The 17,164-nt window shown below is 43.5% G+C and carries 15 protein-coding genes; 9 read left to right on the top strand and 6 right to left on the bottom strand.

The window, feature by feature from the left end; translation table 11 throughout:
• Positions 1-122: 122 nt before the first annotated feature.
• A complete protein-coding gene (locus B0E43_RS11045) occupies positions 123-926 on the bottom strand; it encodes an aminotransferase class IV (protein WP_077349611.1) in 804 nt (267 codons plus the stop codon).
• Between the two features lie 165 nt (positions 927-1,091).
• Between B0E43_RS11045 and sdaAB the strand changes: the two genes are divergently transcribed.
• From sdaAB to B0E43_RS11060, 3 genes are read left to right on the top strand one after another with little or no spacing between them, the layout of a single operon-like run.
• Entirely contained in the window at positions 1,092-1,769 is a 678-nt protein-coding gene (gene sdaAB, locus B0E43_RS11050; RefSeq protein WP_077349613.1) for an L-serine ammonia-lyase, iron-sulfur-dependent subunit beta, read from the top strand.
• A 36-nt stretch (positions 1,770-1,805) separates the two neighbouring features.
• Positions 1,806-3,152, top strand: a complete 1,347-nt coding sequence (locus B0E43_RS11055) for a TolC family protein (protein ID WP_077349615.1) — start codon at positions 1,806-1,808, stop codon at positions 3,150-3,152.
• Positions 3,153-3,155: 3 nt separating this feature from the next.
• Positions 3,156-4,478 carry an efflux RND transporter periplasmic adaptor subunit gene (locus B0E43_RS11060; protein WP_077349617.1) on the top strand — a complete coding sequence of 441 codons (1,323 nt, stop codon included), beginning with the start codon at positions 3,156-3,158 and terminating at the stop codon, positions 4,476-4,478.
• 131 nt (positions 4,479-4,609) lie between these two features.
• On the opposite strand, the gene B0E43_RS11065 is transcribed toward B0E43_RS11060, so the two are convergent.
• Positions 4,610-6,880: a TonB-dependent receptor gene (locus B0E43_RS11065; RefSeq protein ID WP_139352741.1), complete on the bottom strand. Its 2,271-nt coding sequence runs from the start codon at positions 6,878-6,880 to the stop codon at positions 4,610-4,612.
• A 109-nt stretch (positions 6,881-6,989) separates the two neighbouring features.
• Here B0E43_RS11065 and B0E43_RS11070 point away from each other — a divergent pair, with 109 nt between their 5' ends.
• The 4 genes from B0E43_RS11070 to B0E43_RS11085 all read left to right on the top strand — a co-directional run bounded on the left by B0E43_RS11070 (position 6,990) and on the right by B0E43_RS11085 (position 12,171).
• Positions 6,990-7,649 carry a metal-dependent transcriptional regulator gene (locus B0E43_RS11070; protein WP_077349619.1) on the top strand — a complete coding sequence of 220 codons (660 nt, stop codon included), beginning with the start codon at positions 6,990-6,992 and terminating at the stop codon, positions 7,647-7,649.
• Between the two features lie 228 nt (positions 7,650-7,877).
• On the top strand, positions 7,878-8,834 hold the full coding sequence (locus B0E43_RS11075; RefSeq protein ID WP_077349621.1) for a YihY/virulence factor BrkB family protein: 957 nt from the start codon (positions 7,878-7,880) through the stop codon (positions 8,832-8,834).
• 295 nt (positions 8,835-9,129) lie between these two features.
• The gene (gene ggt, locus B0E43_RS11080; RefSeq protein ID WP_077349623.1) at positions 9,130-10,833 is read left to right on the top strand and encodes a gamma-glutamyltransferase; all 1,704 of its coding nucleotides are present in this window, start codon (positions 9,130-9,132) and stop codon (positions 10,831-10,833) included.
• Positions 10,834-10,962: 129 nt separating this feature from the next.
• On the top strand, positions 10,963-12,171 hold the full coding sequence (locus tag B0E43_RS11085) for an ATP-binding protein (protein WP_077349625.1): 1,209 nt from the start codon (positions 10,963-10,965) through the stop codon (positions 12,169-12,171).
• 239 nt (positions 12,172-12,410) lie between these two features.
• Here B0E43_RS11085 and B0E43_RS11090 read toward each other — a convergent pair whose 3' ends face one another.
• The 4 genes from B0E43_RS11090 to B0E43_RS11105 form a co-directional block, all read right to left on the bottom strand.
• The gene (locus B0E43_RS11090) at positions 12,411-13,307 is read right to left on the bottom strand and encodes an MBL fold metallo-hydrolase (RefSeq protein WP_077349627.1); all 897 of its coding nucleotides are present in this window, start codon (positions 13,305-13,307) and stop codon (positions 12,411-12,413) included.
• Positions 13,308-13,312: 5 nt separating this feature from the next.
• Positions 13,313-13,729 (bottom strand): putative quinol monooxygenase, encoded by a 417-nt coding sequence (locus tag B0E43_RS11095; RefSeq protein WP_077349629.1) that lies wholly within the window; start codon positions 13,727-13,729, stop codon positions 13,313-13,315.
• Between the two features lie 75 nt (positions 13,730-13,804).
• Positions 13,805-14,479: a hypothetical protein gene (locus B0E43_RS11100; protein WP_254423409.1), complete on the bottom strand. Its 675-nt coding sequence runs from the start codon at positions 14,477-14,479 to the stop codon at positions 13,805-13,807.
• Between the two features lie 69 nt (positions 14,480-14,548).
• Positions 14,549-15,313, bottom strand: a complete 765-nt coding sequence (locus B0E43_RS11105; protein ID WP_077349634.1) for a hypothetical protein — start codon at positions 15,311-15,313, stop codon at positions 14,549-14,551.
• Positions 15,314-15,447: 134 nt separating this feature from the next.
• Here B0E43_RS11105 and B0E43_RS11110 point away from each other — a divergent pair, with 134 nt between their 5' ends.
• Together B0E43_RS11110 and B0E43_RS11115 are read left to right on the top strand one after the other, a co-directional pair.
• A complete protein-coding gene (locus B0E43_RS11110; protein ID WP_077349636.1) occupies positions 15,448-16,347 on the top strand; it encodes an AraC family transcriptional regulator in 900 nt (299 codons plus the stop codon).
• 267 nt (positions 16,348-16,614) lie between these two features.
• Positions 16,615-17,028 carry a PPC domain-containing DNA-binding protein gene (locus tag B0E43_RS11115; RefSeq protein ID WP_256386920.1) on the top strand — a complete coding sequence of 138 codons (414 nt, stop codon included), beginning with the start codon at positions 16,615-16,617 and terminating at the stop codon, positions 17,026-17,028.
• Positions 17,029-17,164 lie beyond the last annotated feature (136 nt).

Below are 17,164 nucleotides of genomic sequence, written 5' to 3' on the forward strand. Positions count from 1 at the left end.
ACTGGGTTGATTGGTGGTTTTGGGTAATGTTAAGAGGTGTTAGTTTAAATTTTACAAATTAAGGTCGATAAATATAAGGGTTTGGTTTAAACGTCAATGCAAAAAAATCCGGAAGGATAGATTTATTCGAAAATTCCGAGGAGAGGCTCCCAATCTTCAGTAGAAAATTCCAAGGAATCTATTTTTTCCAAATAACTAATACCTGTAACATTGGAAACCCAAACTTGATCTGCGCTAAGCAGCTCATTGGTTCCAAATACACCTTGGGTCACATATCGAGGAATTTTCTCCAAAATTGCCCTTCTCCCCACTCCTTCTATACATCCGCATTCCAAAGATGGAGTATAGACTTTCTTCCCCTTTCTCCAGAAAATATTGGAAGAGCTTGCTTCAGCAATTTTTCCTTTATAATCCAAAAGGATAAGTTCGTCGAGTTCTCGCTCCACCCGCTCCTGAGCTGCCAGCACATAGGGCAAAGCATTGAGAGTTTTGCATTGACTCCATGGGTAAGGAAAAAGAGAAATCTGCTCGGCAAATGCCGCTTGGATTTTTACAGTTGGCGCAGTCGTTAGAGTTTGAATGTGAAGCGTCTGATTACAGCCGTTAAATTCTGGAGTATATTTTCCGGAACCTTCTCGAAAAAGATTCCAACGGACCCGGAGTTTTTGTCCGGAAAATTCTGAAACAAGCCACTTTTCCAATTTTGAAAAATAACAATTCCCGGCGCTAAGCTTAAGAATTTGCATACCCTTTTGGAGTCTTTCAAGATGGCTGTTGAAAAACCGGATCTTTGCTCCATCAAAAACCATGGTTTCGAATAATCCATCACCAAAGTTCAATGCACGGTTCGGAATCTGATACTCCGAGGCTTTTTGCCATTTACAAGAAGATGAATCCAGGACGTAAATTGTATCAGTTCCGCTCATAAATGTGTCCGAATTCGATCATATACAAAATCTGTTCAATAAAGGCATTGTTAAAAGTAGCAAACAAAACCACCTCAGTGGTCTTTAAATGCTGAAAGAAAGCAAAAAATAACTTAATCTTGAGTCAGGAAAAGTGTTAGCATCAAAATTGGATAAAAAGTCCCCATGGCAAACAAAAGCAGTGTATTTGATATGATCGGACCGGTAATGATCGGGCCGTCATCTTCTCATACTGCCGGAGTGGTGAGAATCGCCCGTGCTGCCATCCGAATCTTGGGCGGAATGCCGGACGAGGCAGTCATTACCTTTTACAACTCTTTTGCCAGAACCTACGAAGGCCACGGAAGTGACCGGGCGATATTAGGAGGATTGATGGATTTCAAAACCGATGATTCCCGAATCAAAAATGCACTTGAAATTGCTGCAGAAAGAGGCTTGAATTACAAATTCAAATCCATTGGCAATTCTTCCATCCACCATCCAAACACGATCAAACTAAACTTGAGAAAAGGTGAAACTCAGATCGAGGTGGTGGGCGAAAGTCTCGGTGGAGGGGTAATCAACATTGCTGAAGTGGATGGTTTTGTGGCTAATTTTTCGGCACACAATCATACGCTGATTATCAAAGCAGGGGATATTTCCGGAGCTATCGCTTTTATTTCGGGTGTAATAGCCCAGGAAAAAACCAATATCGCGACCATGTCTGTCTCCCGAAAGGGGAAAAACGATGTAGCCTGTCATGTGATTGAAATGGATTCGGGAATCAGAGAAATCACGACACTTTACCTGAAATCCCTACCTTGGATTTCTCAATTGATTTATATTCCTGATATTGATTTGTAAATGCTTTTAACCATAACCAAACTAAACCAACTAACTATGAGAAGACTTTTTCTGGGAGTTTTTGTGACATTGGGTCTCATGACTGCTGCTTTTGCACAGGAAGAAATACCCTCTGGTCCCTACGATTTGCAGACTGCAATAAACATCGCTTTGGAAAATAACCTGACCTTGAAGCGAAATTTATTGAATCAAGAAATCACAGAGGCTACCCTACTTCAAAACAAGGGGCAGCGTTACCCTTCCCTAAGCACAGGCTCAAGCTACGGGGTACGATGGGGAAGGTCTATCAACCCGGTCACCAACCTTTTTGAAAATAACCGAATCGGAAACATCAATTTCCAGGCAAGTTCCAGTATGCCTCTTTTCAGAGGCTTGCAAGTAACAAACTCTATCGGTCAAGCTAAAAGCAACTTGGAAGCCGGAGCCTATAATCTGGAAGCGAATAAAAACACCATTACGCTGAATGTGATTAACCACTTTATCAATTTGGTTTTCAACCGTGAGCAAGTGAAAATTGCGGAAAATCAACTCAAAAGCACTACAGAGCAAATGGAAAGAACCAAGAAATTGGTTGATGCAGGATCGCTTCCAATGTCTGACTACCTGGATCTCCAGTCCCAAAACGCAACAAACCAGCTCGAAGTCATTAATGCCCAGAATGCCTATCGAGGTGCCAAGCTAAACCTCGCCCAGGCCATGCAGATTCCTTTTTCGGAAGATTTTGAAGTAATCGAGCCGGAGTTTGAAATGGAAGAAGGATTGATGGCCACCGAAACCACTCAGGAAATTTATGAAACTGCAGTAGAGATCATGCCCGAGATTAAGTTTGCCGAGGCGAATGTAAGAAGTGCCGAATTTCAGGAGAAAATCGCAAAAGGTGCCTTCTACCCTTCCATAGGTGTTGGAGCAAACATCTTTACCAACTACGTGGATCAGGTATTTGGCACCGACCGTCCTTCCTTTGGAGACCAATTTGAATCCAACCTATCACAGGCTTTAACCTTCAATTTAAGCATCCCGATTTTCACAAATTTCAACAATAAATCAAGTCTTCAACGAGCCCGCGCTCAGAAGGCAATTCAGGATGTTGCAACTTTGGAAGCCAAAAACCTGCTGCGACAGAATATCGAAACTGCCTATAACAGTGCCCTGGCAGCAGACCTTTCTTACAAAGCTTCGGTAATCAGAGTCAATAGCTTGCAGGAAACTTTCCGGATTGCCCAACAACGATTCGACCTTGGAGCTATCAACTCGGTTGACTTTCAGGTGGCTCAGAATAACCTCTTCAATGCCCAGGCTGATTTGCTTAATGCAAAATACACCTACATATTCAGAGTAAAAGTGCTTGATTTTTATCTCGGTAACCCCATCAACTTAAACTAAACCATGGCTACTAAAAAGTCCAATAAACTCTTGTATTACCTACTGGGAGCAGTAGGACTGATAATCGTTGTTGCTGTCATCGGACGCTCTGCCGGGTGGATCGGCGGTGCAAAAGAAACCGAAGTGGAATTTGCAACGGCTAAAAAAACGATCATTATAGAAAAAGTAAGCGCTTCCGGTGAGATCCAGCCTGAAGTAGAAGTCAAACTTTCTCCTGACGTTGCCGGGGAAATCATCGAACTCAATGTAGCTGAAGGTGACTCCGTAGAAATGGGTAAACTTTTGGTTAAAATCCGACCTGATAATTTCGTTTCGGCCTTGGAAAGAACCAAAGCAAACCTGAATCAACAAATGGCCAATTCGGCGCAGGCTAAAGCTGCACTTCAGCGTTCCGAAGCCCAGTTTACCCAAGCTGAACTCAACTTCAACCGTCAGAATAAGCTTTATAAAGAAAAGGCCATCTCTGATGCGGATTTTGAAACTGCCAGAGCAAATTACATTTCAGCAGAAAAAGACCTGGAAGCTGCCAAGCAAAATGTGGTCGCTTCAGAATTTATTGTAAAAAGCTCCCAAGCATCAGTCAACGAAGCTTCTGAAAACCTCCGACTGACCAATGTAAATTCCCCGGTTTCCGGGATTGTTTCCAGCTTACTTGTTGAGCAGGGCGAACGTGTCGTGGGAACTCAGCAAATGGCGGGTACTCAAATGATGACCATCGCTGATCTTTCCAAAATGGAAGTCCGAGTGGATGTCAACGAAAACGACATTGTTCGACTTAGCTTAGGTGACACTACCCTTATTGATGTAGACTCATACACTTCTTTGGGTAAAAAATTCAAAGGCATTGTGACCAGTATTGCCAACACGGCCAATACCAAAACCTCTGCCGATGCCGTGACCGAATTCAAGGTGAAAATCAGAATTCTAAACAGTTCCTATGAGGATCTGGTAAAAGCCGGAAACAAATATCCTTTCCGTCCTGGAATGACTGCTTCAGTGGAAATTCTTACTACATCCAAAAGTGATGCCCTTGCTATCCCGCTTGCCGCTGTCACTACCCGTGAAACCCATGTTGATTCTTTGGCAGGCGGAACAACCAAAAACAAGGAATTGGTTTTCGTCAGCGAGAATGGTGTGGCTAAAATCAGAACTGTTAAAACAGGGATATCTGATTATGAAAACATAGAAATCTTGGATGGCTTAAAAGATGGTGATGAAGTCATCTCAGGCCCTTATTTTGTTGTAAGCAAGGAATTGAAAGAAGGCGATTTGGTCAAAAAATTGACTGCCGCCCCAAAACCAGAAGAAAAGACAGAATCAAATTAATTTAACCATTACTAATAGAAAAGGCCTGTGTAGGAATACTGCACAGGCCATTTTTTTAAGATCAAATCCCCTCTCCTCAAAAGAGGGAGTCACTGCAAAAGGACCTCAATTTTGCTTTTCTGAAGATTCAATCATAGCAGCGTATACCTCACTCCAAAAAATCCCCTAATTCCCTGATTCGGAGCGAATACATACGTCGGGTCAAATGTCAGCGCATTGGGATTCTCAGGCGTTGGGATTACTTGCCCACTCTGATCAAACTCAACTCCTTTGTCAAAAGGATCAAAAGCCCTGGCGATGCTGTTAGCCGGAGGAGTAAAATTCAGGAGGTTCTTCACTCCTCCATAGATTTCCCACTTATTGCCAAAGGATTTGGTCAATTGGATATTTTGGATGCTCCACCAAGGTGAATACTCGGCGCGGTCGTCCAATTCTCCCAAAAGCGGCAAGCGCATCGGGCTGTACACATTGCCTGTGTAATCTACAGAAAGGCCGATTTCCTGAAACTCATAACCAATCGTCCAAACTCCGGAAAACCGTTCTGTCAAAAGCTGACGCACTTTTTGTCCCTCTTCTTCCAAACTCACATCCATCAAAGTTGCCCCCGCCAAAACCTTGAATCCGGAGTTCCAGGCAGCATCAAAATTCAGGGAGATTCCTTTGGAAACTGCACTTCCATCGAGATTGGCGTAGATGATCTGGTTAGGATTAGATTCATAATCTGGGACGATCCGGTTGGTAAAATAGGTGTAGAACACTGAGGCGTCAAACCCAAAGTAATTTCCCCGGTCAGAGTATATCTTTTTCACCAAATTCAGGTTGGTATTCCAGCTTCTTTCTGGGGCTAGTTCCTCTGCAAAAACCACCTCTCTGGCACCTGTCAAAGCCGCATGATCTTCTGTAAAAACATTGGCAACACGGAAACCATTTCCAAGGGAAAATCTAAAAACCGTGCTTTTATCCTCCGAGACCAGTTTATAATTCAACCTGGGTGAAAAAATATTTCCGTGCAGGCTGTTGTAGTCGTAGCGAATCCCAGCCAAGATGCTTTGGTTGGGAGAAATCTTGAATTCATTTTGGGCAAAAACGCCTGGCAAGTGGATTTTAGATGGGGAGTTTTCTGTGCCGTTATTAGCCGTTGCCGGAGTATTATCATCATAGAAAGTATAGCGATAGGCCGCACCTAATAGCAAATTGTTCTTTCCGGCCTCTTTCATCCAAGTCAACTGCCCGAAAGCGATCTTTTGATCGGCAAAGTACGGGATGTCTCCATAATAGGAATCCTGTTTATGTCCGTTGATGGAATATTGAAAATTAACTATCCCCTTTACTGGAAGCTGATAGGTTCCAAAAGCCTCCCATCGACGGGTGCGGATGCTTTCCCCATAGATCTGATCTCCTCCCCGATCTGCTTCGGTCCATTCCATTTGACCTCCCCAGCGATTTTCGTTCACATACCTTCCGGCCATGGTAAAAACTCGGCCTGCTTTTCGCTGAACCTGAAATTTTTGAAATAAGGAAACCCGCTTCTGCAAAGTGAGGTCGGTAAATCCATCACCATTGTTGTCAATTGGATTGTCATACCAAAAGAGGCTCACACCGGTCAGGGACTGAATGGATTTTCCAAATGTGCTTTTTACACCCAAATCCGCATTGACTTCACCCCATCCCGATACAAAAGCATCCGCGGCAAGGACCGGAGCCACCTCGGTTCTTTTGGTAATCACATTGATCAAACCTCCGACAGCCTCCGAACCATATAGCGTGGATGCTGGACCTTTGACGACTTCTATCCGGTCGATCAAAGATTGGGGAATCCCCGTCAATCCATAAACCGTCGCCAGACCGCTGACTATCGGCATCCCGTCAATTAAAATCATGGTGTACGGGCCTTCCAGTCCGTTGATGTGAATGTCTCCTGTATTGCAGACATTACAGTTGATCTGGGGCCGGACCCCGTTGACGTTTTGAAGGGATTCAAAAAGCGACGGTGTTGGATTTGCTTTGAAAAAAGCTGCTTTGTACACCTCAACAGGCACCGGGCTGTCCAGTTTGGAAACTTCCTGCATTGTCCCGCTGACCACTACTTCATCGAGACTACTGTCCAATTCCTTCAGTTCCACTGTCAGCTTGGTTTTGATATCTGGAATTTTGACCTGCACACTTTCAGTCAAAAAACCAATTCGTGAGACTTGAATTTGATAAGTTCCAGAAGGAATATCATTGATCCGAAAAAATCCCAAACTGTCTGTCACTGCTCCTTTGGTGGTTCCTTTGAGCATCACATTTGCAAATTCCAATGGTTGCGAATTGACCAATACTTGCCCTTCCAGGCTATGCTGGGCTATGCTTTCGCCGATATAAAGAAATGTGCAAAGAAAAAGTAGCGCAACTTTTGACATGAATCAGATTAATTAGATTTACAAAAGTAATAAGTTAGAGTATTCTAACAAATTTGTTTTTATAATAAAACCTATTGTATTTTTGGGTCAACAGAAAATACACCCAAGTATGGCTTCCTCCACAGAAGAGAATTACCTCAAAGCACTTTTTAATCTTTCCAATTCCCTGGGAGAAGTAAACCTATCCGAACTAGCCCATGGGCTTCAGGTTAGCCTTCCGACAGCCAATAGCATGGTGAAAAGCCTACAGAAAAGCGGTTGGGTGAATTATGAAAAATATAAGCCTTTGATCCTGACTGCTGCCGGTCAAAAAGAAGCCGCTCTAATTATCCGAAAGCACCGACTGACCGAGATGTTTTTGGTAAAAAAGATGGGATTTGGATGGGAAGAAGTTCATGAAATCGCCGAGCAAGTAGAACATATCCATGCCCCCAAATTTTTCCAGAGAATGGATGAAATGTTGGGTTTCCCGACAATAGATCCTCATGGATCGCCGATTCCTGACAACCAAGGGAGAATCCAGGAATTTTCCTACGTACCACTTTCCTCCTGCAAACCCGGTCAAACGGTCCAACTCACAGCATTGACCAATTCGTCCACAGAGTTTTTGGAGTTTTTGAACAGCCGGAAGTTGGCTCTGGGCACTCAATTGAATGTATTATCCCGGGAAGCGTACGATCTCAGTTTAGTGGTTAGTTACGAAAACCATCCGCAAGAGACCTTGAGCGAAAAAGTATCGGAGAGGCTGCTGGTGAGGGTTTTGGAGTGAAGGAAAATCGGATAGGTTAGGGAATTTCCCGAATTTTTACCCAGTCTATAGTTTGGCTGCTACTTGGATTTGTCTACCGGACAAACCCGAAACGCTTTACCCTCCCATCGGGACAAACACTTGAGCTGAGCCTTAGGAGCTCATTTATTTTTTCAGTCCATCACCTCTGCTGCTATTAATTCTTCCAAATCCCTTTCTTGGCTCCTTTTTTGACAACTTAGATATGAAATGGTAAAAAAACAGGGTTTCAAAGTCAAGCACCTTCCCAAGCTTTTTGTGGAAACATTCAAGCTTTGGAACTTAAATAATCCCTGGAGGTTGGGAGCTGTCGTGGCTTACTATGCAGTCTTGTCCCTCCCGGGATTGCTGATTGTGGTGATCAATTCAGTTGGGGCTATTTGGGGCACTGAGATTGTGCAGGGCGAGATCACACAGCAGATTTCGAGCGCTATTGGACCGGATGCCGCCAAATCCGTGGTGGAGATTATCGAGAATTCCAGAAAGGAGGACCAAACCGTTTTTGCCACCATCATCGGTGTGGCTATTTTGATTTTTGGGGCAACGGGTGTGTTTTATCAACTTCAGATCTCGATGAATGAAATCTGGAGTGTCAAAGTAGACCCGAATGCCGGGATTTGGAAATTGGTCAAAGACCGGGCGATAAGTCTGGGATTTGTGATGGTGATTGCCTTTTTGTTGATTATCAGTTTCGTAGTGTCCACAGCCTTGACGGTTCTGAGCAAATTTCTATCCAGACTATGGGAACCCGGCATCGTGTATTTAGCCCAATTCTTTGAGTTTGGTTTGTCCACTTTTGTCCTTGGGCTTTTGTTTGTCCTGATTTTCAGATTTATGCCGGATATGAAAATCAAATGGAGTTCGGTGTGGCTTGGTGGATTTATGACCTCAATCTTTTTCAACCTGGGAAAGATATTGCTGAGTATTTACTTCGGTGCTGCCAATCCCAATTCTGTCTATGGTGCAGCCGGCTCCGTCGTGTTGATTCTACTTTGGGTATCCTATTCCTGCCTCATTTTGTTCTTCGGTGCAGCGTTTACACGGATTTATACAGAAAAGTATGAGGTAGAAATCCATCCGCAGGACTTTGCCATGAAGCTGGAAACAGAAGAAGTCATCGTCGAGAAGGGAGTTGATTGCCCTCCTGAGGAAGCAGAGAAAAGCTAAGAAAGTTGGGAAGTTGGAGGTTGGAGGTCTACTATGCCTTATAAACTGCTCGTCCAAATTTGCAATTTGAGGTAGTATCTTAGGATTTCAAATCCGAGAATAAGTTCTTGAGGTTACAACCCTCGAAGGGCGGAATCAACCTAAGGGTCACTGGCTACCGCCAATTTTTGGCTTAGGCTTAAAACAATATTTTACAATAGACTATCGACCATAGGCTATGGACTATTTTTTTTCATTCGGTAATCAAAAAGTCTCGACTAAAGGTTAGTTTCAATACTCCTTGACTCCAAACCCCATGAGACTATCCAATGCCCTTTTATTCCTCCTCACAGGAATCCTCTTTCCCCTCCTCTCCTTTTCCCAAGACCGGGTCACTGGCAAATCCTTCACCACCCGATCTGAGGTCCTGGCCCAAAACGGAATGGCAGCCACCAGCCAACCCCTGGCCACTCAGGTTGCCGTGGACATCTTGAAAAAAGGCGGTTCGGCCATGGATGCCGCGATCGCCGCAAACGCGATGCTGGGCTTGGTGGAACCCCAAGCCTGCGGAATCGGAGGAGATGTCTTTGCCATCATCTGGGACGCGAAAACCAAAAAACTCTACGGTTTCAACGGAAGCGGACGTGCCCCGGAAAGTTTGACCATTGAGGTTTTCAAGGAAAAAGGACTGAGTTATGTCCCCTTGCTTGGCCCCCTACCCGTTTCTGTTCCCGGTTGCGTAGATGGCTGGTTTGAAATGCACAAGCGCTTTGGAAAGCTCCTCATGCAGGAAATTCTCCAACCCTCCATCGATTATGGAAACAAGGGCTTCCCCGTCTCAGAAGTGATCGCCTGGCAGATGAACAACAACTGGCCAACCATGCAGGACATTCCGGGTTTCCGGAAAACCTACATGCCAAATGGCAAAAACACACCGAAAAAGGGAGAAATCTTCAAAAATCCTGACCTCGCCAATACCTATCAGCTCATCGCAACCGAAGGAAGATCTGCTTTTTACGAAGGGGAAATTGCCCGGACGATCGACCACTTTATGAAGGAAAACGGAGGCTATCTCAGCTATGAAGACTTGAAAAAACACACTTCGGAATGGGTGGATCCCGTCAGCACCAATTACCGTGGCTATGATGTTTGGGAACTCCCGCCCAATGGTCAGGGAATCGCCGTGCTTCAGATGCTGAATATTCTCGAGGGATTCGACATCAAATCCATGGGCTTTGGCAGTGCTGAATATCTCCATGTGCTGACTGAAGCCAAAAAACTGGCATTCGAAGACCGGGCCAAGTTCTATGCAGATCCGGCTTTTAATCAAATCCCTGTGGAACAGCTGATTTCCAAGGAATACGCCACGGAACGTAGGAAACTGATCGATCCTGAGCGCGCAGCCATGGCCTATCCCGCTGGAGATCTGGAACTGGGAAACACGACTTACCTGACCGTCGCGGACAAAGACGGCAATATGGTTTCCTTTATTCAGAGCATTTATGATGAGTTTGGGTCGGGCATGGTTCCGGATGGATTGGGCTTCGTCCTGCAAAATCGGGGACAACAGTTCAATGTCCAGGATCCTAACCATTGGAATTCACTGACAAAAGGCAAGCGACCTTTTCACACGATCATCCCGGCATTTATCACCAAGGACGGGGAACCCTTCATCAGTTTTGGCCTCATGGGCGGTTCGGTACAGCCTCAGGGTCATACCCAGATTGTGGTCAATCTGATTGATTTTGGCATGAATCTGCAGGAAGCGGGCGATGCCCCGAGGATGCGGCATAATGGTTCCTCCGAACCCACTGGTTCGCAGATGACCAATGGAGGTTCGCTCAACTTGGAGAGTGGATTCGACTACGAAGTCATCCGCAAACTCGAAGAAATGGGCCACCGCGTCGAGTACAGCATCGGGCCTTTTGGAGGCTATCAAGCCATCTACTATGACCGGATCCACAAGGTCTATTTCGGCGCATCGGAGTCAAGGAAAGACGGACAGGCGGCAGGGTATTGAGCGATCCCCATGGGAACATCTTCAGTTTTGCAAAGATTGATTACATGATCAACAATAATGTTGTTTACTAAACAATATTATTGTTGATTAGTAAACAACATTATTGTAGCTTTGAATTAAAAGCTGGCTATGCTATCCAAGGATTTACTTCAGGAAGTGGCTTTGAGCCAAATAGAAAATCTTCAAAAAAGATCTTTGGGATTGCTCCGGAATGAATTAAACAGCATTTCTCTGATTCAAAGCCATGCACTGATCATATCCGGAATTCGGCGGTGCGGAAAAAGTACACTTTTGATCCAATTACTCAAAAATCAATACCCTGATGCTTTCTATCTCAATTTTGAAGATCCAAGGCTATATAGTTTTAAGGTTGAGGATTTTCAGAAAATAGATAAACTCTTAACAGAACAGGGGCAAACTTCCTTGTTATTGGATGAAGTTCAGGTGGTAGAAGGATGGGAAAGATTTGTACGTCAAAAACTGGATCTGGAGAATTTCAGGATCGTAATTACAGGTTCCAATGCGTCATTACTAAGCAAAGAACTCGGCACCAAACTTACAGGAAGGCATGTCTCCAAAGAACTTTTCCCATTTTCTTACGATCAATTTTGTGAATTTCAAAAGTTGACCAAGTCTTCCGACAGTACTTCGGAGTATTTGAGTTTGGGTGGATTTCCGGAGTATTTGAAGACCGGAAGACCAGAATTACTCCATCAATTGTTTGATGATTTATTACTTCGCGATATCGCAATCAGGTACGGGGTAAGAGATGTGAAATCTTTGCAGAATCTGGCGATCTACTTGATATCCAATGTAGCCAAACTAGTATCTGGAAATAACCTACGAAAGGTCTTGGAATTCAAGGCAACCAGCACCGTAATGGAATATTTTTCCTACTTGGAGGAAAGCTGGTTATTCTTCTTTATATCCAAGTTTAGTTATTCCCAACGGAAGCAATTGATCAATGCCAAAAAGGTCTATTCCATCGACACGGGACTGGTGACAGCCAATTCCAGGTCATTTTCGGAAGATCTTGGAAGAAGATTTGAAAATATGGTCTTTCTGCATTTCCGCAGAACCTATCCCGAAATTTATTATTTCTCTGAGAAAAACGAATGTGATTTGGTCATCTTCGGAAGGCAGGGTTTGATGGAGTTAGTGCAGGTCTGCTTCGAGTTAAATTCCGAGAACCTCAAACGGGAACTGGATGGCTTATGGGAAGCGATGAAGTTTTTTGACAAAAAAGAAGGACTGTTGGTTACACTTGCACAGGAAGACAGCTTTGAACAGAATGGATATAAGATAAACGTAATACCCTTTCATAAGCTTCCTTCCTAAAGAGTATGGGGGGCTAGGATCTGAGAAAAAATCGATTCATTTGAAGGCTATCAAGCCATCTTCTGCGACAAGGTCAACAAAGTATATATTGAAATTGATAGAAAAATCAAATAAATCTCTTGAATTGGAAACCGAATTTTCAATTGCAGGTGGCAGTAAAATAGAAAAATTGAAACTGCAAAATAGAAGAGAATAACTCTTGCTAACAGCACCTTCCCAGTCTAAGTCTATTCTGACAATCACTTCAACTTGCCCAGCGTGTAAGGCTGACCAGGCGCAAGAACATGAATCCGTTCAGGATTAGAAATTGCCTTTTTTAATCTTTCGGGATCACCATTGAACGGAGCAAAATCCGGTGCATCCACTGATCCCCAATGACAAAGCAACAGTGGTGTATTGGGATAAGCGTTTGCAATTTTCACAGCCCCCTCAAATGTGAAATGCCATTCGCTATCTGAAAAATCAAAAAGTATAGCATCTGGGGCTGGGGAGATTGTAAGGTGCTCGGGCATCAAACGCGAGTCACCCTGTGCCCAGATTGTTCCATCGGGAGTTTCAATGAGAAAGCCAGTGGAATCCTCATTTTTAAAAGTCCGTGTCGCAGCTCCCGGATAGGCATTTTGCCAGGCATGGTCTACGGCAACCATTTTGACTGACATAGGTCCAACTTTAAACTTCTCACCCGGACTGTGGCCAAAAGACGGAAAACCTTCTGCTTTCATTAAGGAGTCGACATAGATCGTAGAATGGTAAGCCTCAATGACTGCTTTCAAATCACGATTGGTTGGAATACTGTAGTGATCATTGTCACTATGTGTAACGAGAATAGCATCAAGCTTCGGAACCTCCTCCGTTTTAATTGGGAAGTCTATCATAACCGGCATATCAAAACCCTTCAACAATGGGTCAACCATTAGAGTTGTACCACGACTGTTGATGAGAAATCCGCCCATGCCCAGCCATCGGATGGTTGTCTCTTTCGAAGAACCGAACGCCTCCTTTCCAAACGCTTGGGTTGGTGGCGCTTTGGCCTGATACTTCTTTTGCGTTGTCTGGTCGGCTACCTGTGCATATCCTTCACCCGCAAAGGCGATAAGAATTATAACAGTGATTGAAGTTAAAAGAGACTTCCTCATATCAATTAGGGTTTATCTTTTTTAGTACTACTTCTTATTTGACTGACTTTCAATTCCGGAAGCAAAGGTACAGTCTCTACCAGTTCTAGGGATTTAACCATGTGAAGTGTACCATTCTTATACTTGAGGAAGTGAGGTGTTTTTATGTGAGTTTGGTAAGCCTCGTCACTTGCATAAGTTTCTAGGATAGTAAAGTGGGAAGGGTTTTCCTTTTCGGACAGCGCGTATATGGTAATGACGCCAGGTTCCACTCGTAGTGCAGTTTCAACACCTTCTTTCAGAAATACTTTATACTCCTCCAGATAGGCCGAATCGATAACCAATATTGCCAGTCTTACAAGCTGACCTTTTTCTTGTGCGAAGGCAGTTTGAAATGTGATCTGCGTGAGCATCATTATCAAAATAACTATTATGGCTTTCATTTTTTAGGAATTTGTTAGTACCTGAAATTGTATTCTTCATCAGTAACCGATTGAATCCAGGTTACAACAGCGGCTTTATTGGAATGCCCAGCCCACAAAAACTCCATAATTTGGCTTGAACATTTTTTCGTCTCCGTATTGGTCCAAATTCGCTCCAATACCAAAATTTAGGGCATTTATTTTTAATCCGGTTCTCAGTTGAAGAAAGCTCCTTGCATGAAGTTTATCCCGGGTACTGTGGATATATAGGAACTGCAGCCTGGTGAACAAATTGATTTTAGGAGTGATTGGAGGTTTGTATTCATATATACCAAAAAGTTCTACATTTTTTTGTGAATTGAGGTAGAATGAAGCTATAGTTACTGCCACCCATTCTTTATTTGTAAAGGAATGCTTTGCACCCAAACGGGGGAAAATACCGACATGGTTGTTCACTGTGGCGCCTCCGGCAATACTAAATCCTTTGTAAATAGTATAATTTATATATAAAGGAATGGCAATATCTAAATCCTCCTCTTTGTTGTCATAGCCAGCGGAAAATGAGGACACACTCAAAAAATCAAACTTACTTTCTGGCGAAAACTCTTTAATGACTACCATTTGAAAAAACATCCTATTGTTTCCGGCCATGAATTCCACCGGAGTGGGAGTTTTTGGATGAGATTCCTGTGCCAAGACAGGCTGGGATATTCCCGATAAAATCAGCGCTACAAACAGAAACAATTGCTGGAGGACGGGTTTGTTGTTCAACCCTTGCATAACTTTAGGGCACTTCTTTGCATTGAAATACATAATTATTTTTTATAATGGGCTTTAAGGTTAACGACGAACGTAATTTTTATCGAACGAGTAAATCACACTCACATTCCAATCAAAGGCCTTCCCGGGTATATCAGTCTGGATTGCCTTATTAACAATGTTTGAAATCGAAAGCGGGAAATTTCGCATGGCCAGTGTGAGTGTATTGGTTAAATAAACCCCGTCTTTATCATCCGTTTTTAAATAATAGACCTGCGGATTCAGCTTAAAGAATATTCGTTTAGATACATTGAGATTGGTAATAGAACTCCTTAGTCCGGCATAATAGGAATCCTGAATACCGCCTTTGTCAAAGCCATGGCCACGCAGGAGATACATACCTATGCTTACTTTTTTTGACAAAGTATAATTTGGCACGAGCTCAGCAGCCAAAAAGCGCTGGGTTACAATCACATCTTCTGTCTCGCCGTTCCTGATAACTTTCTGCGTGCTGAATATGAGTGCAGGAATGTGACCTCCCACCTGGAGTGAGAACTTACCTTTGTCAACTAGCCTGTACTTGTAGATAAATATGAATGACCAGGGCTTACCTTCCAGAGCAAACCTGAACTGCGGTTCGAAGCTCCACCTCTTGTTTCCAATCGAGGGCTCGAAGATTATGGCCGGTTTACCCAGTGAGAAAGAAGGGATAAATGAAAATCCGTTTTGGGTGACGCTCAAGGCACTTTTGAAGAATAACGTGCTGTCGCGTTGCCCAAAGCCAGGCACCGATGAGAACCAGAATAAGGCGATGAGCAGGAGGCCTACTTTTTTCCAACTTTGCATAGGACAAAGTTGAATCTATCTCAAGGCAAGACACTTACCCGTTTTACAGTATCCTATACCACTTTTACTGATTCCGGTATTTCGCTGTACAACACGCGTCTCATTGGGTTATTTTTGTAGCAAATCTGAAGAACATGGACAAAATTGAAAGACTTCATAGCGTCACGCAATTCAATTCGAAAAGGGGACAGGTGACCTTGCATCCATTGGTTAGTGTATTGGATCAATCCAAATCTTCACCAATTAAGCCCTACCGCTGTTTATCTGAGATCTATATCATCTTCCTGAAAGACCTGAGGTGTGAGGATTTTCAATACGGAAGAAACACTTACGATTATCAAGAAGAGACGCTGCTGTTCATCAGCCCTGGACAAGTTTTTGGATTTGATTCACCCGAAGAAAAATTGGTTCAGCCTGTGGGTTGGGCATTGGTATTTCACCCAGATTTAATAAAGGGCACATCACTTGGAAAGAAGATCAGCGAGTACAAATTCTTCGACTATGATGTAGCCGAGGCCTTGCATGTTTCGGAAAGCGAAAGGCTGATTGTGTTGGATTGTTTCAGGAAAATTCGCGAAGAAATGGAACGTGGAATCGACAAACATAGCAAGACCTTGATCATAAGTAATATCGAACTGTTCCTGAACTATTGTGTGCGCTTTTATGATCGCCAGTTTATTACCCGAGAACCGGTGAACAAAGATATTTTGACCAAGTTTGAAAGCTTGCTCAAGGAATATTTTCAATCCGAACTGCCACAAGACAATGGAATACCCACAGTGGCATGGTGTGCTGATAAACTAAATCTCTCCAGCAATTATTTCGGTGACCTGGTAAAAAGAGAAACCGGGATTTCCGCCCTTGAAGTTTTACAGGCTAAAGTGATAGACCTTGCCAAAGAAAAAATCTTTGACAGAAGCAAGTCAATCAGCGAGATCGCTTATGAGATGGGTTACAAATATCCCCAGCATTTTACCCGTTTATTCAAGCAGCGTGTTGGGATGTCACCACAAGAGTACAGATTTGCGAATTAGTCTGCACAAAGGCACTCTAGTTCGCAATCCTGAGATCTTGTCCAGGGATTTGTAATCCCAATTGCAATCAGCAGAAACCTTAATTCAGACCAAGCCTTCCTTACTACTTTAAAATTTCCTGACCATCCAAGTTTAGGCGATTTAATGAGTAGATTCTCCACCACCACCTTCGAAAATTTGTAACTGATACAAAACATGAGATTTACTAATTCCACATTGTCCTTATTGTTTTGTTTTTTATTTATTCAGTGTAATAAACCCGCTCCTATGAAACCGTCCTTTCGTGTACATGCCTTCCGCATGCTTCCCGGTGACGATGTGATGCCGCAGCTCAAGAAATTCATTACAGACAATCAAATCGAGGCGGGTTTTATCATGTCAGCCGTTGGCAGTCTTACGAAGTATACGATTCGATTTACCAATCAACCCGAAGGCACTCAAGCGCAAGGACATTTTGAGGTGGTCTCTCTTACTGGCTTGTTGGGTACTGAAGGAAATCACGTTCACCTTTCTGTGAGCGATAGTACCGGGCGGACGATTGGCGGACACCTGCTCGATGGCAACTTGGTCTACACCACCCTCGAAGTCGTGATAGGTGAAGACCTGGATCATAGTTACCAACGGGAAACGGATCCTACATTTGGGTATAAAGAGTTGGTGGTTAAGAATAGAGATAAGTAGGATTGAAGTTGGATGGGGTTCCCCGTTCTTCAGGATTTGAAATCCTGAAGTCTTGTTCTGGGATTTGTAATCCCCATCGTCAAAATAAGACGGATTAAAAATCCTACAACAGCACCTCGAAATTGCTCCCGATTGC

It is taken from the genome of Algoriphagus sp. A40 (assembly GCF_002002735.1).
Classification (GTDB): domain Bacteria; phylum Bacteroidota; class Bacteroidia; order Cytophagales; family Cyclobacteriaceae; genus Algoriphagus.

Coding starts and splice junctions, on each gene's coding strand:
- B0E43_RS11045 (WP_077349611.1), bottom strand. CDS start 926: ATGAGCGGAACTGATACAATTTACGTCCTGGATTCATCTTCTTGTAAA.
- sdaAB (WP_077349613.1), top strand. CDS start 1,092: ATGGCAAACAAAAGCAGTGTATTTGATATGATCGGACCGGTAATGATC.
- B0E43_RS11055 (WP_077349615.1), top strand. CDS start 1,806: ATGAGAAGACTTTTTCTGGGAGTTTTTGTGACATTGGGTCTCATGACT.
- B0E43_RS11060 (WP_077349617.1), top strand. CDS start 3,156: ATGGCTACTAAAAAGTCCAATAAACTCTTGTATTACCTACTGGGAGCA.
- B0E43_RS11065 (WP_139352741.1), bottom strand. CDS start 6,880: ATGTCAAAAGTTGCGCTACTTTTTCTTTGCACATTTCTTTATATCGGC.
- B0E43_RS11070 (WP_077349619.1), top strand. CDS start 6,990: ATGGCTTCCTCCACAGAAGAGAATTACCTCAAAGCACTTTTTAATCTT.
- B0E43_RS11075 (WP_077349621.1), top strand. CDS start 7,878: ATGGTAAAAAAACAGGGTTTCAAAGTCAAGCACCTTCCCAAGCTTTTT.
- ggt (WP_077349623.1), top strand. CDS start 9,130: ATGAGACTATCCAATGCCCTTTTATTCCTCCTCACAGGAATCCTCTTT.
- B0E43_RS11085 (WP_077349625.1), top strand. CDS start 10,963: ATGCTATCCAAGGATTTACTTCAGGAAGTGGCTTTGAGCCAAATAGAA.
- B0E43_RS11090 (WP_077349627.1), bottom strand. CDS start 13,307: ATGAGGAAGTCTCTTTTAACTTCAATCACTGTTATAATTCTTATCGCC.
- B0E43_RS11095 (WP_077349629.1), bottom strand. CDS start 13,729: ATGAAAGCCATAATAGTTATTTTGATAATGATGCTCACGCAGATCACA.
- B0E43_RS11105 (WP_077349634.1), bottom strand. CDS start 15,313: ATGCAAAGTTGGAAAAAAGTAGGCCTCCTGCTCATCGCCTTATTCTGG.
- B0E43_RS11110 (WP_077349636.1), top strand. CDS start 15,448: ATGGACAAAATTGAAAGACTTCATAGCGTCACGCAATTCAATTCGAAA.
- B0E43_RS11115 (WP_256386920.1), top strand. CDS start 16,615: ATGAAACCGTCCTTTCGTGTACATGCCTTCCGCATGCTTCCCGGTGAC.